The sequence below is a fragment of the Amycolatopsis sp. VC5-11 genome (assembly GCF_037034185.1).
Taxonomy (GTDB): domain Bacteria; phylum Actinomycetota; class Actinomycetes; order Mycobacteriales; family Pseudonocardiaceae; genus Amycolatopsis; species Amycolatopsis nivea.
In genome coordinates, this window is sequence record NZ_JBAGKF010000023.1 from 27,331 (window position 1) to 41,953 (window position 14,623).

Below are 14,623 nucleotides of genomic sequence, written 5' to 3' on the forward strand. Positions count from 1 at the left end.
GATTTGGTGACCGCTCTCTTCACGACCGACGGCGCCTCAACTTCGGCCGTCACTTCTCCCGCTCCGCCCCGGCCCCGGTGAGCTTCACGATCTCGGCCGCGCAGTAACGCGCCCCGACCTCGTCCTGCGCAGCGATCGCGTCAATCAGCTGCCGGTGCAACCGAGCGTGCTCGTCGGCGGTTTCATCAGTCCAAAGAGTGTCGCCGATCTGCTCGACAACGGACGCGCTGAGGACGTCGTACACCTCGGTAAGCAGGGAATTCCTGCCCGCGTTCACGACGGCCTGGTGAAAACGAACGTCCGCCTCGGCAGCCGTCCGGGTGTCGTCTCGCTTCTCGGACTCTTCGAGCAGATGCCGCAACTCGGCGAGGTCGTCATCGCTGCGACGCACCGCAGCCAGCCCAGAGGCATACTCCTCCAGCACGGCCCGCAGTTCCAGCACGTCGCCCCGCCGAGAGGAACTGGCCCGCCGCATCAAGACGGACTGCATCTCACTGGACGCGCGGACGTACGTCCCGTCGCCGCGCCGAGCCTCCAGCAGCCCGAGATGCACCAGCGCGCCAAGCGCCTCCCGCACCGTCGTCCGCCCGACGCCAAGCTGCTTGACCAGGTCATTCTCCGCCGGAATCCGCATCCCGACGGGCCATTCCCCGGAGGCGATCTGCTCCCGCAAGGTGTCCACAAGCTGCGCGGCAAGACTGGCGACCCGATGGGGTGCCCGAAGATCGTTCATAAGGTGACCCTAACACCGAATGTCAGACATTTGAATGTGAGCAGGGTCGCCGGCTCTGATCCGCTGCGGTCCCAAGGTGCGTGAGGGGACCCCTCATTGACTCTGATTCCCTGGGGGTTCCCCTCACGGACGTTCTCGCGGGCCGTATCGCGCCCATCGACCAGGGCAGCCCCGCGCACTGCGCTCGCGGAGGGTTCCACCCTTCCTGCGGCGGCGGGCGCGCGGTGGGGAGGTCCGTGAAGGGCTCCTTGAAGGAATCAGATTCCCTCAAGGAGCCCTTCACGGACCTCATCGAGAGAGGGGCAGCCCGGCGCGTCTCCTCGACTGGTGCTCCGCAGGGCCTTGGCCAGCACAGCTACCGCCGACCCGCCGCGCACCACGCAGTCGGGGAAACCTCAGTGGGGCCGTGAGCCCCACCGCCCAACCGTCAGGCGCCGCGCTGCCGGAAACCTCATTGGTGGGCTAGTCCCAACGCCGGGCCGCCGCACATCGCACTGCTGGGGAAACCTCAGTGGGGCCGTGAGTCTCAGGGCCTGGCAGCCGAACATCGGACTGCCGGGAAACCTCATCGGTGTACAAGTTCTGCCACTCAACTGCCCATCGCCGCGCTGCCGGGGGAACCTCGTTGCGGCACTAGCTCGGCCACCCAGCCACCGCCCACCGCGCTACCGGAAAGACCTCATTGGGGCGCGAGCCCCACCATCCAACCGCCGCCGTTGCACCCAAAACATCGAGGCACCCAGCCCCTCCCGCGCACCCCGATACGAAGCCTCTCTGCGGTCGGTGGGTGCTTGTCAAGGCATCTTTCCCGCCTTGACAAGCACCCACCGACCGTCAGCACAATCAAGCTTCGGGGTGCCCCACGCAACCAAGAGGCCGATGTCGCCGCCAGGCGACGAGCCGACACCCCCGGAGATCAGACACCCCCAGCAGGCACAAGCAACGCATTAACCGCCGCAGTACGAATAGTAGACGCCACACTCTCCACATCCAGCCCGCTATTAAACTGCGGCACCGAATTAATCATAGAAAACACAGCATGCGTCAAAACCCGATTCTGCGCATCCGACAAATCCGGCCGCAACCGCTCCACCAGTGCACTCCACTCCTCAGCGTAGAGCCGCATCATCCGCCGCATCCGATGCCGTTCCTCCTCGGGCACGTTGTGCTCATTCTTCAAGAACACCAACGTAGAAGGCACGTTCTGCAGACTCCGCGTAACGTGATAGTCGATCATTGCCTCAAGCGCCTTGCGTGGATCAGTAACCTCCGCCGCAGTCTCGCGCGCATTGGCCAGCAAATCCTTCAACGGATCCTCGAGCACCGCGATCAGCAACGCCTGCTTGCTGGGAAAATGCCGGTAAAGAGCAGGCCCGGTAACGCCAGCCCGCGCACCGATCATCTCGGTGGTGACCGCGTCGAAAGCCCGCTCGTGGAACAACTCGCCGGCGACCTTGATCAGCGTCTGCCTGCGCGAGGAACGCGGCGACGCGGCGCGAGATGAGCTCGTCATGACCCGAGTCTAGGTGAGAGGCCGATAACGAGCCGCCGCGTGCTCCGCCAGCAGGGCCGCGACCGCGCTGAGGCAGGCAAAGCCCAGGTCGGAAGACATCCCGCGCGGATCGCCGAGCACCCCGTTCGGAGCAACTGCCTTGACGCCTCCGGTTAATACCCGAGCCAGCAGGGCATCGTCCATCGGCTCGGCAAGGCCAGGAGTGGCACGATCAGCGCGCACCGCCTCCGGTCGAAGCGCGAGCATGATCGAACTTTCGGCGACATCAGCGTGTCCGCCGACTTGGCTGGCGAGATCGGCGACGGCAGTGCGCCAGGCATCGAGCACCGCGGCCGAGTCGGCGAACGCGACCACGTCCAGCTCAGCAGTCAGACGCGAGGAGAGCTTCGCCTCGATCTCGCTCAGCAGCGGATAGTTGCCGATGTGCGCGGAGAAGATCAACACCCGCCGAAACCCATGTACAGCAAGGCTTTCACAGCAGTCGAAACAGATGGCTTCCAGTGTTTCGGGCCGCACCGACAACGTCCCCGGGAAGCCGAGATGATGGGCGGAGCAGCCAAGGCGCACGGTCGGCAGGACGAGCGCATCGCCGAGCCGCTCCGCCACGAGCACGCCCAGCCGGTCGGCATGGTCGCTGTCGACTGAGAGCGGCAGGTGCGCGCCGTGCTGTTCGGTAGCTCCCAGCGGGAGGATCGCGGTCCGCATGCCGCTCGCCAGAGCGTCGGCGATTTCCGGCGAGGTCAGGTGCTCGATCCGCAGCTCGCTCATGCCTTCCTCCAGGCAAAGTTAGTAGCAAGTAACACGTTTCCTCCACGGTAGAGCCTTGACCACGGGTTCTCTGCGCCTTATGTTATCGAGCAATAACATCGGCTGGAAGGGGCGATCATGGACTTCATCCTCATGTCGGAGGGGGACACCCCGGTCGGGCTCACCCACGAACACCGCTACCGGGAGCTGGTCGAGGAGGTGCTGCTCGCCGAGCAGGTCGGCTTCGACGCGTTCGGGAGTTCCGAACAGCACGTCGCCATCGGCACGGCGACCGTGTCCGCGCCGGAGGTGCTCTACCCGTACCTGATGGCGCTCACGAGCCGGATCCGCTTCATCCACCTCGTGACGCTGCTGCCGACGCGCATGAACCACGCGCTGCGCGTCGCGGAACGGATCGCGACCGAGGACATCCTGTCCAACGGCCGGATCGAACTCGGCACCGGCCGCGGCAACACGACGCTCGCGCTGCGGGCGTTCGAGGTGGACCCGACGGAGAACAAATCCCAGTGGCGCGAAGGGATCGAGCTGATCCGCCGGGCGTTCCTCGACGATCCGTTCTCCTTCGTGGGCGAGCACTACAAGATCCCGCCGCGCAGCCTGGTGCCGAAGCCGTTGCAGGCGCCGTACCCGCCGATCTCGGTCGCCGCGGGCAGCCCGAGTTCGGTCGAAACCGCCGCCGCGATGGGCATCGGCGCGATCATGGGCGGGTTCTACCTCGGCTACGACCTCGTCGAGAACATGCTGAAGCTCTACGACGAGACCCTCGCCGCCACCACCCACCCGTACCCGATCACGCCGCGCAAGATGGTGCTGGTCAGCGGTGGCATGCACTGCGCCGAAACGACCGCGCTGGCCCGCGAACAGGCCCGGCCGCTGTTCGAGATGTCCAAGCTTTCCACCGACGCGTACGGGCGGCTGGCGAAGCTTTCCCAGGACTACGCCTACATGGGCGCGATCAACGACGTCGATTTCAGCGACGAGGAATACCTGTTCGAGCGCTCGCAGGGCTTCCTCGTCGGCGACCCGGAGCATTGCGTCGAGCACGTCCAGCGGTACGCGGACATGGGCGTGGAGTCGCTGGTGTTGCGAGTGGACAGTCTCCCGCACGACCAGTTGATGCGGTCGATCGAACTGTTCGGCAAGTACGTGATCCCGCGGTTCAAGCATCCGCGCAACGTGGTGCGCCCTGCCGACGACGTGCTGGCCGGCATCCGCGCCGCGCGTCCGGCGCACGAGGAAGCGCTGCGCCGGTTCCAGTCCGAGAACCAGACCGCGGAGGCAGTCCGATGAGCGGCCTTTACCAGCACGGCAGCGGAAACGTGCTCGTCGAGCGCCCGGCCGACGGCGTCCTGCTGATCACGATCAACCGGCCCGAGCGGTACAACGCGCTGCTGATGCCGATGTTCGACGAGCTGAGCGAGATCTGGGCCGACGTGGAGCGCGACGACGAGACGCGGGTCGTCGTGGTGACCGGGGCGGGCAAGGCGTTTTGCACCGGAATGGACGTGCGCGAACCCGATCCGACGCCGGAAGCGGCGCTCGCGATGCTGGAATCCGAGCGCCGGCGGATTTCGACGGTGCTCCGGATCGAAAAGCCGATCATTTCCGCGATCAACGGACCGGCGGTCGGCTACGGCCTGTCGACGGCGTTGCTCGCGGACATCAGCATTGCCGCCGAAGACGCGGTGCTGATCGAGGGCCACACCAAGGTCGGCGTGACCGCGGGCGACCACGCCGCGTTGATCTGGCCGCTGCTGGTCGGGATGGCCAAGACGAAGTATTACGTGCTGACCTCGGACAAACTGACCGGAGCGGAAGCTGAACGGATCGGGCTCGTGAGCCTGGCCGTGCCTCGCGAACAAGTGCTCCCGCGTGCCTTGGAGGTCGCCTCTCAGCTCGCGCAGGGATCGCAGCAGGCGCTCCGGTTCACGAAACGCGCGCTCAACATGTGGCTCACGAATGCGTTGCCGCAGCACGAGTTGTCCGGCGCGCTGGAAATTCTCGACTTCGCCGGAGCTGATTACCGGGAAGCGCGCCAAGCATTCCGGGAAAAGCGTGCTCCGGTTTTCCCGTCCGCTTCCGGCGTACCGGCGACATGACCACCGCTTCGCTCAGCGCCGTCCAGGTGTCCAGGGAAACGGACGGCGCGGTGGTCCTGACCCTGAGCCGTCCGCCCGCGAACGCGCTCAGCAACTCGCTGATCAGCCGGCTGACCACGACGCTGGAAGACCTCGCCCATGGCCCGGACGCTCCCGCCGTCGTCCTGACCGGCGCGGGCGACCGGTTCTTCTGCGCGGGCGGCGACCTCAAGGAAGCGGTCGGTTACGACGCCGAGTCGATGGCCGAACGGATGACCGCGTTCCACGCGCTGCTCTGCGCACTGGAGAACTATCCCCGGCCGCTGGTGTGCGCGGTGAACGGCTGGTGCGTCGGCGGCGGGATCGAGATGGCGCTGTTCTCCGATTTCGTTTACGCGTCATCGCGAGCGCGGTTCGTCTTCCCCGAGGTCGACCACGGGATGTTGCCTGCGGTGAAAGGGATCGCCCGCGTCCGCGAGGTGCTGGGCGACCGTGGCGCCCGGCGGCTGTTGCTGGGCGGGGAATCCGTCGACGCGTCCGAGGCGAAAGCGCTGGGCATCGTTGACGAAGTGGTTGAGCCGGGGGAGTTGCTGGAGGCCGCGTCCGCACACACACGCGCGGCGGCGGCGAAACCGCCCGCGGTGTTCGCGGCCTTGAAACTGGCTCTCCTCCAGGAAACCGCCGGCTGGCCGGACGAGAAACAACTGCAGGTCACGGCCGCCGACGCGCGAACAGTTTTCACCGACCCTGCCGCACGAGCTGCCCGGGAGGCATGGAATGGCTGACGTATCGCACGATCTGGACCCGGCCGTCTTCCGTTCGGCGCTGTCCCGTTTCCCGTCCGGCGTCACGATCGTGACGACCCGCGGCGAGGACGGCACGCTGCACGGATTCACCGCGAGTTCCTTCGCTTCGCTGTCGCTCGATCCGCCGCTGGTGCTCGTGTGCCTCGACCGGGGCGCGACGTGTTTCCCGGTTTTCATGGCGGCCGAGCGATTCGTCGTGAACGTGGTGACTCCCTCGCACGCCGAGCTGGCGACGCGGTTCGCCACGAAGGGCGAGAACAAGTTCGCGTACGGGAGCTTCGAGTTCGACGACCAGGGCCATCCGCTCCTTCCGGACGCGGCGGCGATCCTCCGCTGTGAACTGGAGCAGGCGGTGCCCGGCGGGGATCACGTGATCCTCATCGGCCGGGTGCGCGAGGCGCGGGTCGGCGGCGGGCGGCCCGTGACGTGGTACCGGGGTGACTTCCTCCACCTCGGCGAGCGTGCCGCGTGAGCGCCGCCGGAGCCGGGCTCGCGGCGGGAAGAGAGGGCAGGTCATGGAGCTGACCGAGTTCGAACCGGAGCGGACGCTGCCGGGCCTGCTGCTCGACCGCGCCCGCCGCGAGCCGGACGCCGTCGCGCTGCGGTATTCGCGCGGCGGGGCGACGCGGGCGATCACCTGGCGGACCTACCTGGAGCGGGTGCGCGAACTCGCGTTCGGCCTGGTCGCGCAGGGGGTCCGGCACGGCGACCGGGTCGCGGTGATGAGCAGCGCGCGTCCGGAATGGGTCTTTGCCGCGCTGGCGGTGCAGAGCGTCGGCGGGGTCGTGATCGGGGTGTATCCGACCAACTCGCCTGCCGAGATCGAACAGGTGCTCGCCCACAGCGAGGCGGTCGCGTTCATCGGTGAGACGGAAACGGAACTCGCCAAGGTCGCGAAGATCGCCGGGAACACTCCGGACCTGCGGCTGGTCGCCGGAATCGAGGCGGCTCCACCGGACCTGCCCGCGGGGATCACCGGCGTGAGCTGGGACGACCTGCGCGCGGCCGGGGAACCAGACGCGTTGGCAGAGCTGATCGCCGCCACGACGCTCGACGACCCGGCCGTCCTCTTCTACACGTCCGGCTCCACCGGAGCGCCCAAGGGCGTCACCCATTCCCACCGCACGCTCCAGCACGCGATCCAGAGCGTCATCGGCCTGTACCCGGAGAGCCGGACCGAGCGGCACGACGTCGTCGGGTTCCTGCCGCTGGCGCACGTCGCGCCCGCGGTGCTGCTCGTTTTCACCCCGTTGCACACGCGGTTGGTCGTGACCTTCTGCCGGATCGAGGACTACGGCGAGGTGCTGCGCGCGGTACGGCCGACGGTCGTGCTGTGGCCGCCTCGGTTTTACGAGAAGCTCGCCGCCGAGCTGATCGCCCTCGCTGAGTCCTGGACGGGAATCCGCCGCCTCGCGTACCGGGCCGCGATGCGGATCGGCCGCCGGATGGCTGAGCGGCGGTGGTCCGGCCGTCGTGCGCCGGTGCCGCTGAGGATTGCTTACGCCGTCGCGGTTCGGGCAGTTTTCGTTCCGCTGCGGGCAAGTCTCGGCATGGACCGGCTGCGCGTCGCGTGGACGGCTTCGGCGGCCATGCCGGAAAGCGTCGTGGCGCTGTGGCAGATCTGGGGCCTCGACCTGCGCGAGAACTACGGGCTCACCGAGACCGGCGGGTGCCCGATCGGGCAGTTCGGGCAGCCGTTCCCGCGCCCGGGGCGGATCGGCCGGGAGTTCGCGGACCCGCGCTACCAGGTGAAAATCGCCGGCGACCGGGAGATGCTGATCCGCGCGCCGTTGCTGTTCAGCGGGTACTGGCGGAACCCCGGCGAAACCGAAGCGGTCTTCGAGGACGGCTGGTTCCGCACCGGCGACCTGATGGAGCGGACCGCCGACGGGGACATCCGGCTGATCGGGCGGAAGAAGGACGTGATCATCACCCGGGGCGGCAAGACCGTCGACCCGCAGCCGATCGAGATCCGGCTGAAGGAGAGCGTGCTCATCGAGGAAGCGATCGTGGTCGGCGACGGGCGGAAGTACCTGACCGTCCTGATCGAACCGGGCGCGGCCGTGAGCGCGGAGCTTGACGGGCGCTTGCGGGCCGAGGTGGAGCGGGTCAACGCGGACCTCGCGCGGGCGGAGCAGCTGAAGGATTTCCGGGTGCTGCCGCGGCCGTTGGAAGCTTCGCGAGGCGAGCGGACGGCGAACGGGAAGGTCAAGCGCGCGGCGGTGGTGGGTTCGTTCGCGGGGCTGATCGACGAGATGTACGACGCGGACGACGACGCGGCGATCGCGGACCACGTACGGAGGCCGCGGTAGGCGAACCGCAGCGGGACATTGTCCCGCTGCGGTTCTGTTACTGGGGTCCGTAGACGACGATGGTGTTGCCCCACGGATCGCGGGCTACTGCACGGACTTCGTGCGGGCCCTGTTCCGGTTGCCGGACAACGGTTCCACCACCGGCGACCAGAGCGGTCAGCGCGGCAGTGACGTCAGGCACCTTGAACGACGCGGCCGGAACCCCGTCGGTGACGTCCTCTTCCGGGCCGGCGAGGGCGAGGGTCGTTCCGCCCGCGTCGAGGGCTGCGTAGCGGTCTCCGTCGACGAATTTCGCGGACAGGCCGAAGGTCGTGGCGTAGAACCGCACGGCTGAGCTGACGTCGGCGACGGGATGCAGCACGTTCCCGATCTTGGCCGGTTCCGGGGATTCGTTCACCAGCCGAGCCTAACCCGCATGATCCCGGAGCGGGCGGGTATGCCGGAGGGAGAACCCGAGGAAGGGAGCGCCATGTCTGACGTCCGGGAGTATTTAACGGAAGTCGAGTACCCGTGCGAGCGCGACGAACTCCTCCGCCGGGCCGCCGCGAAGGGGGCCGGGGACGACGTCATCGGGCATCTCGGCAAGTTGCCCGAGCAGCGGTACGAGAACCTCGACGCGGTGCACCGGCTGCTCGGCGACGACATCGACCCGCACGGGTGAGGGCGCCTCAGTCCGCGACGCCTTTCTTCTGGTCGATGAACGTCTGCCGCTCCGGGGTGACCTGGAGGATGACGCGTTCGGACTTGATCGCGTCCGGCGGGTAGTCGTCGCCGGTGTACTTGCGGGCGAGCTGGTCCACCTGCGACCGCGCTCGCTCGCCGGTCTCGATGCCGGTCACGCGGCCGCGGACTTCCGCGTACCGGTACGGGTCCTGCTCGTCTCGGATGAGGACGGTGATCCGGTCGTCGCGCTCGACGTTGCGGTACTTCACCCGGTGGGTTTCGGTGTTGAGCACGATCCTGCCGTTCTCGACGTGCACCCAGATCATCTGCGTCTGCAGCCTGCCGCTCGGCAGCACCGTGGTGACCGCGGCGAAGTTCTTGCCGGTGGCCAGCTCTTCGGTTTCGGGCAGCAGTTTCGGGCCGTCGGCGGTGCTGGCGGGCACGGCAACTCCTCACGGTCGACGTCACGGGCCGCCCTGCGGGTAGCCCGGCCGACCGGCGGGTAAACGCGACGTCAGATCCAGACCAGCCCGGCGAGGACAGCGACGCCCGCGAGCAGCCACGCCACGTAGTCGCCGACCTGGCCGGAGTGCGCGCGGTGCAGGACGGTGAGGGCTTCGTGCACCGGTTTCGGGGCACGGCGTCGCGACCACAGGGCGAGCGCGGTGGCGGCGAGGGTGAGGACGGCGGTCGCGGCGGCGGACAGCAGGCCGGGGCCGGTCCAGGACAGTTCGGGCGCCGTCGCGGGGAGTGGCGAAGGCAGCGTCGGCAGGACGTCGTGGAGGTATCCCGCGCGGTCGACCGCCTGCGCACCGGCGGCCGCGGCGACGTCGCGAATCCACGGCACGATCCCGGCGGCCAGCGCGAAAGCGAGCAGGACGACGATGGCGGCCAGCATCGGGATCGGGGTGCGTTCGATCGGCCGGCCGGTCTCGGGTTCCTCGCCGGAACCGGGCGTCGTGTCCTCGGAATCGTCGTCGGGCGGCCTGCCGAGTCCGAAGTAGACTCGGAGCCCGGCGCGCAGCACTGCCGCGGCGGTTAGCGCGGAAATAATCGCGAACACGATCATCAGCCACTCCGGACCGGCGTGTTCGGCGGCGTCTTTGCCGAGCGCCAGGCCGAACGGCGGCAACCCGGCGAGGGCGGCTGCGGCAATGAGGAACAGCACCGCTTCGGTCCGTGAATGTGTTGCGCGGCCGAAGAGATCGTCTTCGTCGACGCTGCCGTAGCGGTCCTTCAACACGCCGGTCAGCAGGAACAGCGCGCCCTTTGCTCCGGCGTGTCCGAGCACGGAGAGCACGAACGCGGCGGTCGCTTCGCCGCCGGTGGCGGCGAGTCCACAGAGGAACAGTCCAATGTGGGCGATGGTCGAGTAGGCCAGCAAGCGTTTCAGATGCCGCTGAGTGAAGCACAGCACGGCACCGAGGACAGCGCTGGCGATCCCGGCGGTGAGGTAGATCCGGCTGACGGTGGCGTCATCGAGCACCGTCCCGAACACGGTCGTGCGGACGCGGAGCACGCCGTAAAGCCCGAGTTCGACCATGACGCCGGAGAACAGCACGCACACCGGCGTCGGAGCGACGGCGTGCGCGTCGGCGAGCCAGAAATGGAACGGCACGCTCGCGGCTTTGACCAGCAATCCGGTGCACACCAACACGAACGCGGCGATGACCAGCGCGTCCGCCGGACGGCCGTCGAGCGCGACGCCCAGCTGCGCGAGCCCGAGCTGGCCGCCGCGGGCGTAGAGCAGGCCGATGCCCATCAGCGTGAAGTACGCGCCGAGCGAGTTGACCACGCCGAAGTTCAGCGCGCCCTGCACCGAGTCCGCCTCCTCGATCCGGTACCCGGTCAGCGCGTAGGCGACGCCGCTCATCAGCTCGAAGAACACGAACAGCGTGAACAGGTCGCCGGTGAAGAGGAAGCCGATCATGCCGGTCAGGAAGAGCAGCATCATCGCGTGGTAGCGGGCTTCGACGGCCTCGAAGTAATGCCAGCTGTAGAGCAGCGCGCAGACGGTCAGGAACGCGGCCAGCACGGCGAACGTCGTGTTCAGCCCGTCCGCGACGAGCACGATGCCGACCGAGTGGGTGCCTTCCGGGCCTTGGCGGCCAAGCCAGCTGACCACCCGCTCGTGGTGCGCGGCGGTCAGCAGGACCACGCACAGTACGCACACCGCCGCCGCGGTCACCGTGGCCGTCACGTCGACGACGACGCGGGGGAGTTTGCCGCCGAGACCGAGCAGCAGGCAGGCGGCGAGCAGCGGGACGGCGATGGCGAGTGCGGGCAGGGTCGTCATGGTCAGCCGCGCAGGGCCCGCAGTTCGTCGGGATCGACCGTGCCGTGGCGGCGCGAGATCTGCAGCGTCAGGGCGAGCAGGAGCGCGGTGATGGTCGCCGAGACGACGATGTCGGTGAGCGTCATGGCCTGCACCATCGGGTCGACCACCGGCTGCGCCTGCCCCTGCGAGACGATCGGGGCGGTGGCCTGGTCCTGGTAGCCGATCGCGAGCAGCAGGACATACGTGCCGGATTGCGCGACCGACAGCGAGACCACGGTGTGCACGAGATGGCGGCTGCGCATGATCCCGGCGCAGCCGAGCAGCAACAGCCACGCCGCCACGCCATAGCAGGCCGCCGACACCACGCCCGTCACTGTTCCTCCAGCCCGTGCACGAAGAACCGCGAGAGCAGGACGACGAATCCGGCAGCGACCTCGATGCCGATCAGCACGCTCAGCACGAGAACGGTCCCGGACGACAGCAGCGAGCCGAATTGGCCGAGTGGCAATACGTTCGCGAGGAACGAGCCGCCGATGGCGAGTCCCAGCAGGCCGGTCACGACGTACAGGCCGGTGGCCGCCGCTTCGGCGTATTCGCACCAGTCGATCGGGCGCAGCCGGGCGAGCGCGCGGTAGCTGCCGGAGAGGTAGAGCAGATGCCAGCCGGTGGCGAGGACGACGCCGCCTTGGAAACCGCCGCCGGGCGTCAGGTGCCCGTGCACGACGATGTCGATGCCCAGCAGCACCGAGACCGGCAGGAGCAGGAAACCGGCGAGCTTCACGGCGGGCAGGACGTAGCCGGTCCCGTCCGTTTCCGGCTCCTTCTCGGGCGGTTGCAGCAGCGCGAGCGTGCCGACGACGGCGGCGGCGACGATGGTTTCCTCGCCGAGGGTGTCGAGCGCGCGGAGGTCGAAGTTGATCGAGGACACCAGGTTCGGGGTGATTTCCCGGAACCCCATCGGCAGCACCAGGTCCCGGTAAACGTGGCTCGCGGATCCGGCGGCGGGCATCCGGGTGAACGCGGCGATGAACAGCGCCGCGACCCCGGCCAGCCCGGCGGCTCCGACGACGTCGCGGGTCCTCATCGCTTCCCCGTCTTCCGCAGGGTCAGCAGGACGAGCAGCGGGACGATCGCCGCGCCGACGGCGAGTTCGGACAGCGCGACGTCCGGTGCTTGGAAAACTACGAAAAGCACTGTGAGGCAGAGGGAAAACACCGTGAGCGTGATCGCTTGCCGCTTCGGGTCGTGCGTCGCGACGACGGCGAAACCGGCCACGGCGACCAGTGCGAGGGCGACGAGCAGCACGGCGGCTGTCATGAGGGGAGGTCCTCGTCGATCTCGCCGCGGTGGCGGGCTTCGAGCCGGGCGGTGGCCGATTGCAGGATCGGACTGGTGACCGCCAGCAGGACGACCGTCGCGAGGATCGCGCCCGAGCCGAGGTGGACGCCGTTGACCAGGACGAGCCCGACCCCGATGAGCGGCGCGCCGAGCGTGGTCGCCGGGGTGAGGAGGTGCAGGCGGGTCAGCAGGTCTCTCGCGCGCAGCAGGCCGACGGCCGAGGCGAGGACGACGAACACCCCGGCGAACACGAGAATCTGCGCGGCGAGGGTCATCGGGTCCCCAGGAGCCGCGCGAAGACGAGCGTTCCGGCGAAGGCGAGGACGGTCAGCGTCAGGGGGAGGATGACAGCGCTGGACGGGCCGTATGCCTGGACGAGCAGCAGGAGCGTCAGGACGGTGACGGTGCCGGCGAACTGCATCCCGGCGAGGCGTTCGATCGCGGTGCCCCGGGCGGCCAGCCACAACGAGGTGCCGAGGCCGCCTGCCATCAGGAGCAGCGCGGCGAGGAGCAGCCACGTCATCGCGTCACCCGATCGAGGGTCGAGGAGCCGGGGAGCAGCCGGTGGATGACGAGGTCAGTGTCGTCTGGCGGGCTCGCGACGACCATCGCGCCCGGAGTGCAGCCGACGACCACTGTCGCGATGGCGAGGCGTGCTTCGTGCTGCGCGCGCGGTTCGGCTGGGACGGTGATTTTTTCGCACTTTCCGGCGGAGGGTCGTGGGAAGACCATGCGCAATGCGGCGACGGATTCGCTGACGGCGGCTTTGGGCAGCGGTGCCAGCCAGGTGAGCCAGTTCGGATTGAGCTGCCACGCACCGTGCATCGCCCGGCGTGCGGAACGGGCGGCGATCGCGCAGACCGCCGCGGCACCGGCGCCGACGATCAGTTCCGGTGCGGACGGGGTGGACAGCGTGAGGGTCCACAGCCCGGTCAGGGCAAGCCACCACAGCAGAATCTCGATCGCAGCGCGCATGTCTCACCTCGGGCAGGGGCTACCCACTTCGGAGACCTGCCAATCCGGCGCGGCTTCCGCCAGCCGTCCGTGAAGGGCTCCTTGAGGGAATCCAATTCCCTCAAGGAGCCCTTCACGGACCTCAGCCGACGATGATGGTGTGGTCGGTGCGGGACACCAGCTCGCCGATCACGGGGTACCCCGGCAGTTCGCCCGCCACGAGCAGGCCGCCGGAGGTTTGGGCGTCAGCCAGCAGCAGGGCTTCTTCCTCGGAGACGCGGGAGAGATCGGTGTGCGGCCGGACCCAGTCGAGGTTCCGGCGCGTCCCGCCGCTGACATACCCGTCGCGCAGCGCCTCCCGCGCGCCCTCGAGATACGGGACGGCCGCCGGGTCCAGCCGTGCGGTGACGCCGCTCGCCCGGGCCAGTTTGTGCAGGTGGCCGAGCAACCCGAAGCCGGTCACGTCGGTCGCGCACACCGCGCCCGCCTCCAGCGCGGCGGCCGACGCGGCGCGGTTGAGCTCGGTCATCGCGGCGATCGCCTCCTCGGAGCGTTCGCCGGTGGCCTTGTGCCGCGAGTTCAGCACGCCGATCCCGAGCGGCTTGGTCAGCGTGAGCGGCGTGCCCGGCTTGCCCGAATCGTTGCGCAGCAAGCGGTCCGGGTCCGCGGTGCCGGTGACCGCGAGGCCGTACTTGGGTTCCGGGTCGTCGACGCTGTGCCCGCCGGACAGATGGCATCCGGCTCGCGCGCAGACGTCCAGGCCGCCGCGCAGCACCTCCGCGGCCAGCTCGAACGGCAGCACCTCGCGCGGCCAGCCGAGGAGATTGACCGCGACCACCGGGACGCCGCCCATCGCGTACACGTCGGACAGCGCGTTCGCGGCGGCTATCCGGCCCCAGTCGTACGGGTCGTCGACGACCGGGGTGAAGAAGTCCGTCGTCGCGATGAGGGCGACGTTCCCGGCGATGCGCACGGCCGCCGCGTCGTCGCCGTCGTCGAGGCCGACCAGGAGTTCCCCGGGCGGGTTCTCCGGCGCGGCGCCGGACAGGCCGCGGACGATCGTTTCCAGTTCGCCGGGCGGGATTTTGCACGCGCAGCCGCCGCCGTGGGCGTACTGGGTCAGCCTCATGCTTTTCATCATGCGGGGGCGCGACGGTCTTGGCAGGATGGCGGAATGCCC

At 68.7% G+C, this 14,623-nt stretch carries 19 protein-coding genes; 6 read left to right on the top strand and 13 right to left on the bottom strand.

Annotated elements, in window-relative coordinates:
• Positions 1–49 precede the first annotated feature (49 nt).
• The 3 genes from WA670_RS39925 to WA670_RS39935 all read right to left on the bottom strand — a co-directional run bounded on the left by WA670_RS39925 (position 50) and on the right by WA670_RS39935 (position 3,014).
• Positions 50–733 (bottom strand): FadR/GntR family transcriptional regulator, encoded by a 684-nt coding sequence (locus tag WA670_RS39925; protein ID WP_336161271.1) that lies wholly within the window; start codon positions 731–733, stop codon positions 50–52.
• A gap of 916 nt (positions 734–1,649) precedes the next feature.
• Entirely contained in the window at positions 1,650–2,246 is a 597-nt protein-coding gene (locus WA670_RS39930) for a TetR/AcrR family transcriptional regulator (RefSeq protein WP_043839820.1), read from the bottom strand.
• Between the two features lie 9 nt (positions 2,247–2,255).
• A complete protein-coding gene (locus WA670_RS39935) occupies positions 2,256–3,014 on the bottom strand; it encodes a creatininase family protein (RefSeq protein ID WP_336161274.1) in 759 nt (252 codons plus the stop codon).
• Between the two features lie 117 nt (positions 3,015–3,131).
• Here WA670_RS39935 and WA670_RS39940 point away from each other — a divergent pair, with 117 nt between their 5' ends.
• Genes WA670_RS39940 through WA670_RS39960 form a run of 5 tightly spaced genes read left to right on the top strand, consistent with a single transcriptional unit; the run spans position 3,132 to position 8,210 of the window.
• Entirely contained in the window at positions 3,132–4,304 is a 1,173-nt protein-coding gene (locus WA670_RS39940; RefSeq protein WP_043839824.1) for an LLM class flavin-dependent oxidoreductase, read from the top strand.
• A complete protein-coding gene (locus WA670_RS39945) occupies positions 4,301–5,113 on the top strand; it encodes an enoyl-CoA hydratase/isomerase family protein (protein ID WP_336161277.1) in 813 nt (270 codons plus the stop codon). The genes WA670_RS39940 and WA670_RS39945 overlap by 4 nt, the downstream gene beginning before the upstream one ends.
• Complete coding sequence (locus WA670_RS39950) at positions 5,110–5,877, top strand: enoyl-CoA hydratase/isomerase family protein (protein WP_134728965.1); 768 nt, start codon at positions 5,110–5,112, stop codon at positions 5,875–5,877. The genes WA670_RS39945 and WA670_RS39950 overlap by 4 nt, the downstream gene beginning before the upstream one ends.
• Positions 5,870–6,370, top strand: coding sequence for a flavin reductase family protein (locus WA670_RS39955; protein WP_134669279.1), 501 nt, complete (start codon positions 5,870–5,872; stop codon positions 6,368–6,370). Before WA670_RS39950 ends, WA670_RS39955 begins: the two co-directional genes overlap by 8 nt.
• Positions 6,371–6,413: 43 nt before the next feature.
• Positions 6,414–8,210 (top strand): AMP-dependent synthetase/ligase, encoded by a 1,797-nt coding sequence (locus WA670_RS39960; protein ID WP_336161279.1) that lies wholly within the window; start codon positions 6,414–6,416, stop codon positions 8,208–8,210.
• A gap of 37 nt (positions 8,211–8,247) precedes the next feature.
• Here WA670_RS39960 and WA670_RS39965 read toward each other — a convergent pair whose 3' ends face one another.
• On the bottom strand, positions 8,248–8,607 hold the full coding sequence (locus tag WA670_RS39965) for a VOC family protein (RefSeq protein ID WP_051728778.1): 360 nt from the start codon (positions 8,605–8,607) through the stop codon (positions 8,248–8,250).
• 72 nt (positions 8,608–8,679) lie between these two features.
• Here WA670_RS39965 and WA670_RS39970 point away from each other — a divergent pair, with 72 nt between their 5' ends.
• The gene (locus tag WA670_RS39970; RefSeq protein ID WP_199817499.1) at positions 8,680–8,871 is read left to right on the top strand and encodes a DUF2795 domain-containing protein; all 192 of its coding nucleotides are present in this window, start codon (positions 8,680–8,682) and stop codon (positions 8,869–8,871) included.
• A gap of 7 nt (positions 8,872–8,878) precedes the next feature.
• On the opposite strand, the gene WA670_RS39975 is transcribed toward WA670_RS39970, so the two are convergent.
• The 9 genes from WA670_RS39975 to selD form a co-directional block, all read right to left on the bottom strand.
• The gene (locus WA670_RS39975; RefSeq protein ID WP_336161283.1) at positions 8,879–9,316 is read right to left on the bottom strand and encodes a PPOX class F420-dependent oxidoreductase; all 438 of its coding nucleotides are present in this window, start codon (positions 9,314–9,316) and stop codon (positions 8,879–8,881) included.
• A 71-nt stretch (positions 9,317–9,387) separates the two neighbouring features.
• On the bottom strand, positions 9,388–11,169 hold the full coding sequence (locus WA670_RS39980) for a complex I subunit 5 family protein (protein ID WP_336161285.1): 1,782 nt from the start codon (positions 11,167–11,169) through the stop codon (positions 9,388–9,390).
• Positions 11,170–11,171: 2 nt separating this feature from the next.
• Complete coding sequence (locus tag WA670_RS39985; RefSeq protein ID WP_078870357.1) at positions 11,172–11,525, bottom strand: NADH-quinone oxidoreductase subunit K; 354 nt, start codon at positions 11,523–11,525, stop codon at positions 11,172–11,174.
• Complete coding sequence (locus WA670_RS39990) at positions 11,522–12,235, bottom strand: MnhB domain-containing protein (RefSeq protein WP_134669271.1); 714 nt, start codon at positions 12,233–12,235, stop codon at positions 11,522–11,524. Before WA670_RS39990 ends, WA670_RS39985 begins: the two co-directional genes overlap by 4 nt.
• Entirely contained in the window at positions 12,232–12,468 is a 237-nt protein-coding gene (locus tag WA670_RS39995; RefSeq protein WP_037810690.1) for a Na(+)/H(+) antiporter subunit B, read from the bottom strand. The genes WA670_RS39990 and WA670_RS39995 overlap by 4 nt, the downstream gene beginning before the upstream one ends.
• The gene (locus WA670_RS40000; RefSeq protein ID WP_336161289.1) at positions 12,465–12,764 is read right to left on the bottom strand and encodes a cation:proton antiporter; all 300 of its coding nucleotides are present in this window, start codon (positions 12,762–12,764) and stop codon (positions 12,465–12,467) included. Before WA670_RS40000 ends, WA670_RS39995 begins: the two co-directional genes overlap by 4 nt.
• Entirely contained in the window at positions 12,761–13,012 is a 252-nt protein-coding gene (locus tag WA670_RS40005; protein ID WP_336161291.1) for a monovalent cation/H+ antiporter complex subunit F, read from the bottom strand. Before WA670_RS40005 ends, WA670_RS40000 begins: the two co-directional genes overlap by 4 nt.
• Positions 13,009–13,464 carry a Na+/H+ antiporter subunit E gene (locus WA670_RS40010; protein ID WP_336161293.1) on the bottom strand — a complete coding sequence of 152 codons (456 nt, stop codon included), beginning with the start codon at positions 13,462–13,464 and terminating at the stop codon, positions 13,009–13,011. Before WA670_RS40010 ends, WA670_RS40005 begins: the two co-directional genes overlap by 4 nt.
• Before the next feature lie 121 nt (positions 13,465–13,585).
• Complete coding sequence (selD, locus tag WA670_RS40015; protein WP_336161295.1) at positions 13,586–14,581, bottom strand: selenide, water dikinase SelD; 996 nt, start codon at positions 14,579–14,581, stop codon at positions 13,586–13,588.
• Positions 14,582–14,623: the final 42 nt, after the last annotated feature.

Coding starts and splice junctions, on each gene's coding strand:
- WA670_RS39970 (WP_199817499.1), top strand. CDS start 8,680: ATGTCTGACGTCCGGGAGTATTTAACGGAAGTCGAGTACCCGTGCGAG.
- WA670_RS39945 (WP_336161277.1), top strand. CDS start 4,301: ATGAGCGGCCTTTACCAGCACGGCAGCGGAAACGTGCTCGTCGAGCGC.
- selD (WP_336161295.1), bottom strand. CDS start 14,581: ATGAAAAGCATGAGGCTGACCCAGTACGCCCACGGCGGCGGCTGCGCG.
- WA670_RS39925 (WP_336161271.1), bottom strand. CDS start 733: ATGAACGATCTTCGGGCACCCCATCGGGTCGCCAGTCTTGCCGCGCAG.
- WA670_RS39955 (WP_134669279.1), top strand. CDS start 5,870: ATGGCTGACGTATCGCACGATCTGGACCCGGCCGTCTTCCGTTCGGCG.
- WA670_RS39980 (WP_336161285.1), bottom strand. CDS start 11,169: ATGACGACCCTGCCCGCACTCGCCATCGCCGTCCCGCTGCTCGCCGCC.
- WA670_RS40005 (WP_336161291.1), bottom strand. CDS start 13,012: ATGACGTGGCTGCTCCTCGCCGCGCTGCTCCTGATGGCAGGCGGCCTC.
- WA670_RS39995 (WP_037810690.1), bottom strand. CDS start 12,468: ATGACAGCCGCCGTGCTGCTCGTCGCCCTCGCACTGGTCGCCGTGGCC.
- WA670_RS40000 (WP_336161289.1), bottom strand. CDS start 12,764: ATGACCCTCGCCGCGCAGATTCTCGTGTTCGCCGGGGTGTTCGTCGTC.
- WA670_RS39940 (WP_043839824.1), top strand. CDS start 3,132: ATGGACTTCATCCTCATGTCGGAGGGGGACACCCCGGTCGGGCTCACC.
- WA670_RS40010 (WP_336161293.1), bottom strand. CDS start 13,464: ATGCGCGCTGCGATCGAGATTCTGCTGTGGTGGCTTGCCCTGACCGGG.
- WA670_RS39930 (WP_043839820.1), bottom strand. CDS start 2,246: ATGACGAGCTCATCTCGCGCCGCGTCGCCGCGTTCCTCGCGCAGGCAG.
- WA670_RS39950 (WP_134728965.1), top strand. CDS start 5,110: ATGACCACCGCTTCGCTCAGCGCCGTCCAGGTGTCCAGGGAAACGGAC.
- WA670_RS39990 (WP_134669271.1), bottom strand. CDS start 12,235: ATGAGGACCCGCGACGTCGTCGGAGCCGCCGGGCTGGCCGGGGTCGCG.
- WA670_RS39935 (WP_336161274.1), bottom strand. CDS start 3,014: ATGAGCGAGCTGCGGATCGAGCACCTGACCTCGCCGGAAATCGCCGAC.
- WA670_RS39960 (WP_336161279.1), top strand. CDS start 6,414: ATGGAGCTGACCGAGTTCGAACCGGAGCGGACGCTGCCGGGCCTGCTG.